Below are 6,918 nucleotides of genomic sequence, written 5' to 3'. Positions count from 1 at the left end.
ACCACCCGGGTGTTGACCGCGATCGGCCCGGCGGACCAAGCCGCGAACACCTCCGCCCGCGGCCGCGGCCCGCCCGGGCGGGGGCGTCCCGCTGCTGTGCCGCGAGGTGCCCGTCGGGCCGCCGCCGCCCGACGAGGACCGGCCGTGGACGGCGCTGTCCGCCGCGGGAGGCGAGTGATGCGCATCACTGTGCGGGGACAAAACGGACACCATCTTTGTGCACACGTTCACAAACGCATAGCCTGGCTGCCTAAGCCCAGCTTCACCCACAGGAGCACCGTGGCAATCGGCCGACCCACCCAGAGCAGTTCGCAGACGCCCGACGCAGGCGCCGCGCGCCGACCCTCCCGTGCCCGGGGCATCCCGGAGGCGACCGTCGCCCGCCTGCCGCTCTACCTGCGGGCGCTCACCGCGCTCTCCGAGCGCTCGGTGCCCACCGTCTCCTCGGAGGAGCTGGCCACCGCCGCCGGGGTCAACTCCGCCAAGCTGCGCAAGGACTTCTCCTACCTCGGCTCGTACGGCACCCGGGGCGTCGGCTACGACGTCGAGTACCTCGTGTACCAGATCTCCCGTGAGCTGGGCCTCACCCAGGACTGGCCGGTCGTCATCGTCGGCATCGGGAACCTGGGCCACGCGCTCGCCAACTACGGCGGCTTCGCCTCCCGCGGCTTCCGGGTGGCGGCCCTGCTGGACGCCGACCCGGCCGTGGTCGGCAGCACCGCGGCCGGCCTGCCGGTGCGCCACATGGACGAGCTGGAGGCCATCGTGGCCGGCCAGCAGGTCTCCATCGGCGTGATCACCACCCCGCCCGGCGCCGCCCAGCAGGTCTGCGACCGGCTGGTGGAGGCCGGCGTGACCAGCATCCTCAACTTCGCGCCCACCGTGCTGACCGTCCCGGACGGGGTGGACGTGCGCAAGGTCGACCTCTCGATAGAGCTCCAGATCCTCGCCTTCCACGAGCAGCGCAAGGCCGGCGAGGAGCCCGGGCAGGACGGCGGCATGCTGGACCGCGCCCCGGGCCCGGTCCGGGCCGCCGCGGCCAAGCTGCGCCGCGCCGCGGGCGGCGCGAAGGGCGAGCCCGCCAAGACCGAGGCCGCCAAGACCAGGTCCGGCAAGGGCACCGACGGCGACCGTTCCGCGGTGATGCCGGCATGAACGCCATGATCCACAGCTGTCGCGGGGGTCGGTCATGAGCCTGCTCGTGGTCGGCCTGAGCCACCGCACCGCCCCGGTCGGGGTGCTGGAGCGCGCCGCACTGACCGGCGACGTCCCCACCCGGCTGCTGCACGACGCCGCCGCCACGGCGACCGTCGGCGAGGCCGCGCTGGTCAACACCTGCAACCGGATCGAGCTCTACGCGGACGTGGACAAGTTCCACGCCGGCGTCGCCGAGCTGTCGCTGCTGCTCGCCCACCACAGCGGCGTCGACCTGGAGGAGCTCACCTCCCACCTGTACGTGCACTACGAGGACCGCGCCGTCCACCACCTGTTCTCGGTGGCCTGCGGCCTGGACTCGATGGTGGTCGGCGAGGGCCAGATCCTCGGCCAGCTGCGCGACGCGCTGGCCCGCGCCCAGGAGGAGCACACCGCCGGGCGCGGCCTGAACGAGCTGTTCCAGCAGGCCCTGCGGGTCGGCAAGCGGGCCCACAGCGAGACCGGCATCGACAAGGCCGGCCAGTCGCTGGTCACCTTCGGCCTGGAGCAGATCGCCGCGCAGGCCGGGGAGATCGCCGGCAAGCGGGCCCTGGTGGTCGGCGCCGGCTCGATGAGCTCGCTGGCCGCCGCCACCCTGGTCCGCGCCGGCGTCACCGACCTGCTGATCGCCAACCGCACCGCCGCCCGCGCCGAGCGCCTGGTGGAGATCCTCGGCGGCGCCGCCCGGACGGTCGACTTCGCCAAGGTGCCCGAGACGCTGGCCGACGTCGACCTGGTGATCTCCTGCACCGGCGCCGCCGGCGTGGTGATCGGCGCGCCCGAGGTCGCCGCCGCGGTCGCCGCCCGCACCGCCCCCGGCCCGCTCGCCTTCCTCGACCTGGCCATGCCGCGCGACGTCGACCACGCCGTGCACGGGCTGCCGGGCGCGCTGCTGGTCGACCTCGAGAGCCTGTCGCACGCGCACGCCGCCACCCCCGGCGCCGGCGACGTCGACGCGGTCACCACGATCGTCGCCGACGAGGTGGCGGCCTTCGCCGCCGCCCAGCGGGCCGCCCGGATCGCCCCCACCGTGGTGGCCCTCCGGTCGATGGCCTCCGACCTGGTCAGCAGCGAGCTGGCCCGGCTGGACAGCCGGCTGCCCGGCCTGGACGACCGCTCCCGGGCGGAGATCACCCAGACCGTCCGCCGGGTGGTCGACAAGCTCCTGCACGCACCCACCGTGCGGGTGAAGCAGCTCGCGGCCGAGCCCGGCGGAGCCAGCTACGCGGAGGCACTGCGCGAGCTGTTCGACCTGGACCCGGCAGCGGTGCACGCCGTCTCCGGCACCCCGGTCGGCGGCCCGGCCTCCCCGGCCGCCGGCCCCGCGATCGGCGCCCAGGCCGTCCACCCCGGTGGCAGCAAGGGAGCCGGAGCCTCCAGATGAACCACCAGTCAGCCCATCAGCACGACCAGGACGATCCTATGCATGGTCAACCGAGCACCCACGAGGGCGAGCCGCGACCGCTGCGCCTCGGCACCCGCCGCAGCGCCCTCGCGATGGCCCAGTCGGGCATGATCGCCCGCGAGGTCACCCGGGTCACCGGCCGCCCCGTCGAGCTGGTGGAGATCACCACCTACGGCGACACCTCCCGCGAGGCGCTCGCGCAGATCGGCGGCACCGGCGTCTTCGTCTCCGCCCTGCGGGACGCGCTGCTGGAGGGCCGGATCGACCTCGCCGTGCACTCCCTGAAGGACCTGCCGACCGCGGCCCCCGAGGGCCTGCGGCTGGCCGCCGTGCCCGAGCGGGAGGACCCGCGCGACGCGCTGGTCGCCCGCGACGGCCTCGGCCTGGAGCACCTGGTGGAGAAGCTGGCGGGCCGCCCGGCCCGGATAGGCACCGGCTCCCCGCGCCGGACGGCCCAGCTCAACGCCTGGGCGGCGGCCCGCGGCACCGCCCTGGAGACGGTCGCGATCCGCGGCAACGTCGACACCCGGATCGGCTACGTCGACGGCGGCGAGCTGGACGCCGTGGTGCTGGCCACCGCCGGCCTCAACCGGCTCGGCCGCGCCACCGAGATCACCGACCACCTCGACCCCGCGCTGATGCTGCCGGCCCCCGGGCAGGGCGCGCTGGCCGTCGAGTGCGTCGACGCCGGCCTGGCCGCCGAGCTGGCCGCGCTGGACCACCGGCCCACCCGGGCCGCCGTGGTCGCCGAGCGCGCGCTGCTGGCCGCCCTGGAGGCCGGCTGCTCCGCCCCCGTCGCGGCTCTCGCGACCTGGGACGGAACCGAACTGCGGCTGGAGGGCGTGGTCGGCACCGTCGACGGCGCCACGCTGCTGAAGATGACCGCCAACGGCCCGATCGTCCTGGACGAGGACGCCGAGCAGCACGCCGCGGCCCTGGGCCGCGCGCTGGCTGACCGGCTGCTCGCCCAGGGCGCGGCCAACCTGATGGGGGAGCGAGCCCGATGAGCCCCACCACCGCCGGCAGCCCGGCCGGCAACCCGGTCCCCACGACCGGTCGTTGCACATTCCTGGGCGCGGGCCCGGGAGACCCGGGTCTGCTGACCCTGCGCGCCGTCGACGTGCTGGCCTCGGCCGACGTCCTGGTCACCGACCCGCTGACGGCCGCCGCGGTGCGCACCCACTGCCCGGCCGGGGTCCAGGTGCACAGCCCGGCCGAGGACACCGGCCTGGACGTGGCCAAGCTGGTCGCGGACGCGGTCCGGGCCGGCAAGCACGTGGTCCGCACGGTCGACGGCGACCCGGGCCTGGACGGCTGCGCCGCCGAGGAGATGCTGGTCTGCGCCCGCTCGGCGATCCCCTTCGAGGTGATCCCCGGCGTCGCCCAGTCGGTCGGCGTCCCGGCGTACGCGGGCGTCCCGCTGCGCGGCAGCCACGGCGCCGACGTGCGCTTCGTCGACGGCGCCCAGCTGCTGGCCGGCTCCGCCCCCGACCTCGGCGTACCGGAGACCACCCTGGTGGTCCGCACCACCCTCGGCCAGCTGCCGGCCACCGCCAACGCCCTGGTGGCGGGCGGCCGCAAGCCCGAGTCGGCGCTCTCCGCGACGCTCTCCGGCACCACCACCCGGCAGCGCACCTTCACCTCCACGCTGGCCTCGATCGCGGCCGACCTGAAGGCGGCCCGGGTGCTGCCCTCCCCGGTGTCGGCCCCGGTCGACCCGGCCACCTCGGTGATAGCCGTGGTGGGGGAGCAGGTCGCGCACCGCTCGTCCCACTCCTGGTTCGAGACCAAGCCGCTGTTCGGCTGGAACGTCCTGGTGCCGCGCACCAAGGAGCAGGCCCACGGCCTGTCCGACCAGCTGCGCTCGTACGGCGCGGTGCCGCAGGAGGTGCCCACCATCGCGGTGGAGCCGCCGCGCACCCCGCAGCAGATGGAGCGCGCCATCAAGGGCCTGGTGACCGGCCGCTACGAGTGGATCGCCTTCACCTCGGTCAACGCGGTCAAGGCCGTCCGCGAGAAGTTCGAGGAGTACGGGCTGGACGCCCGGGCCTTCGCCGGCATCAAGGTCGCGGCGGTCGGCGAGACCACCGCGCAGGCGCTGGTGGACTTCGGCGTCAAGCCGGACCTGGTCCCCTCCGGCGAGCAGTCCGCCGCCGGGCTGCTGGAGGACTGGCCGCCGTACGACCCGGTCTTCGACCCGATCGACCGGGTGCTGCTGCCGCGCGCCGACATCGCCACCGAGACCCTGGTGGCCGGTCTGGTCGAGCTCGGCTGGGAGGTGGACGACGTGACGGCGTACCGCACCGTCCGCGCCTCGCCGCCGCCGGCCGAGACCCGGGAGGCGATCAAGGGCGGCGGCTTCGACGCGGTGCTCTTCACCTCCTCCTCCACCGTGCGCAACCTGGTCGGCATCGCCGGCAAGCCGCACAACGTCACGATCATCGCCTGTATCGGCCCGGCGACCGCCAAGACCGCCGAGGAGCACGGCCTGCGGGTCGACGTGATGGCGCCAGCGCCGTCCGCCGGCGCCCTCGCCCAGGCCCTCGCGGAGTTCGGCGCCAACCGCCGGGACACCGCGACGGCCGCCGGTGAGCCGGTCTACCGGCCCAGCGAGCGCCGTCCCGGCTCGCGCCGCAAGGCCGCGCGCTGACACCCCGCCCGGGGAGGCCCCGCCTCCCCGGGCCTTCCACCGTTCGGAGTCGCCCCGTGTCCGCCGAGTTCCCGTACGTCCGCCCGCGCCGACTGCGCACCAGCCCGGCGATGCGCCGGCTGGTCGCCGAGACCAGGCTGCACCCGGCCGAGCTGATCCTGCCCGCCTTCGTGCGCGAGGGGATCGACGAGCCGCGGCCGATCACCTCGATGCCGGGCGTCGTCCAGCACACCCGGGACACCCTGCGCAGGGCCGCGGTCGAGGCGGCCGAGGCGGGCCTCGGCGGCATCATGCTGTTCGGCGTCCCCGAGGTGCAGGACGCGGTCGGCAGCGAGGGCACCAACCCGGACGGCATCCTGCAGCAGGCGATCCGCGACGTGGTGGCCGAGGTCGGCGACGCCCTGGTGGTGATGAGCGACCTCTGCCTGGACGAGTACACCGACCACGGCCACTGCGGCGTGCTCGCGGCCGACGGCAGCGTGGACAACGACGCCACCCTGGCCCGGTACGCCGACATGGCCGTGGTGCAGGCCGACGCGGGCGTCCACCTGGTCGGCCCCTCCGGCATGATGGACGGTCAGATCGGCGTGGTCCGGCAGGCCCTGGACCAGGCCGGCCACCAGGAGGTGGGCATCCTCGCCTACACAGCCAAGTACGCCTCGGCCTTCTACGGCCCGTTCCGCGAGGCGGTCGGCTCCTCGCTCAAGGGCGACCGCAAGAGCTACCAGCAGGACCCCGCCAACGCCCGCGAGTCGCTGCGCGAGCTGGAGCAGGACCTCGCCGAGGGCGCGGACCTGGTGATGGTCAAGCCCGCCATGGCGTACCTGGACATCCTGCGGCAGATCGCCGACGCCTCCCCGGTGCCGGTCGCCGCGTACCAGGTCTCCGGCGAGTACGCGATGATCGAGGCCGCCGCCGCCAACGGCTGGGTGGACCGCGAGCGGATCATCCTGGAGACCCTCACCTCGATCCGCCGGGCCGGCGCCGGGCAGATCCTGACCTACTGGGCGCTGGAGGCCGCCCGGATGGTCCGCTGACCCGGCATCCCCACCCGACACCCCCTATGACACGGCCGGAGGCCGGGCCGCGGTGGATCCGCGACCCGGCCTCCGGTACGTCCCGCCCGGTGTCAGTCGATGACGGCGATGCCCTCGGCGCCGCCCGCGACGGCGGTGGAGGTCGCCCAGCCCCACTGCTGGCCGGCCGCGAAGATGTGGCTGGTCTCCGCCCAGCCGTGCTGCTCGCCGGCCAGGAAGGGCTCGTGTGCGGACGCCACGAACTCGCCACCGCCGCCCGCGGCGACGTGCGCGTACGCGGGGGCGGAGACGCCGGCGAGGGCCACCGCGGCGACGGTGGTGAGCAGGGCCTTGCCCAGCATGCTCTTCATGAGAAGTCCTCTCTTGTGCGCGCTCTCGGCACCCTGCGGACAGAGCCGACGGCGCGCGTGACGGGGGGTCACTACACGTGATCACAATGGTGCGACGGCCGATGGTCAGTACGCGCCGGATCGACGCGCTGTCACCCGAACGCACCGCAGCCGTACGGGTGTTGGCGGCCCGATAAAACGGCGAATGCCGGGCCGGGGGTGAATCCCCCCGGCCCGGCGTCCGCTGCTGCCCGGTAGATCAGCCGATCAGGTGGCTGACGCCACCGTCGCCGCTGCCCACGG

The 6,918-nt window shown here is 74.9% G+C and carries 6 protein-coding genes; 5 read left to right on the top strand and 1 reads right to left on the bottom strand.

Going from position 1 to position 6,918, the window contains the following annotated elements:
* Positions 1-279 precede the first annotated feature (279 nt).
* From AB0D08_RS39940 to hemB, 5 genes are read left to right on the top strand one after another with little or no spacing between them, the layout of a single operon-like run.
* Positions 280-1,155, top strand: a complete 876-nt coding sequence (locus tag AB0D08_RS39940) for a redox-sensing transcriptional repressor Rex (RefSeq protein ID WP_033819493.1) — start codon at positions 280-282, stop codon at positions 1,153-1,155.
* A 34-nt stretch (positions 1,156-1,189) separates the two neighbouring features.
* Positions 1,190-2,578 carry a glutamyl-tRNA reductase gene (locus tag AB0D08_RS39935; RefSeq protein WP_082526384.1) on the top strand — a complete coding sequence of 463 codons (1,389 nt, stop codon included), beginning with the start codon at positions 1,190-1,192 and terminating at the stop codon, positions 2,576-2,578.
* Between the two features lie 38 nt (positions 2,579-2,616).
* The gene (gene hemC, locus AB0D08_RS39930; protein ID WP_051812072.1) at positions 2,617-3,606 is read left to right on the top strand and encodes a hydroxymethylbilane synthase; all 990 of its coding nucleotides are present in this window, start codon (positions 2,617-2,619) and stop codon (positions 3,604-3,606) included.
* Positions 3,603-5,249 (top strand): bifunctional uroporphyrinogen-III C-methyltransferase/uroporphyrinogen-III synthase, encoded by a 1,647-nt coding sequence (locus tag AB0D08_RS39925; RefSeq protein ID WP_033819492.1) that lies wholly within the window; start codon positions 3,603-3,605, stop codon positions 5,247-5,249. Before hemC ends, AB0D08_RS39925 begins: the two co-directional genes overlap by 4 nt.
* A gap of 56 nt (positions 5,250-5,305) precedes the next feature.
* The gene (gene hemB / locus AB0D08_RS39920; protein WP_033819491.1) at positions 5,306-6,286 is read left to right on the top strand and encodes a porphobilinogen synthase; all 981 of its coding nucleotides are present in this window, start codon (positions 5,306-5,308) and stop codon (positions 6,284-6,286) included.
* A 92-nt stretch (positions 6,287-6,378) separates the two neighbouring features.
* Here hemB and AB0D08_RS39915 read toward each other — a convergent pair whose 3' ends face one another.
* Complete coding sequence (locus tag AB0D08_RS39915) at positions 6,379-6,636, bottom strand: hypothetical protein (RefSeq protein ID WP_033819490.1); 258 nt, start codon at positions 6,634-6,636, stop codon at positions 6,379-6,381.
* Positions 6,637-6,918 lie beyond the last annotated feature (282 nt).

Source organism: Kitasatospora sp. NPDC048540 (assembly GCF_040651175.1).
Taxonomy (GTDB): Bacteria; Actinomycetota; Actinomycetes; order Streptomycetales; family Streptomycetaceae; genus Kitasatospora.
The sequence above is the reverse complement of the archived record's forward strand: the minus strand, read 5'-3'. Positions and strand labels throughout refer to the sequence as shown.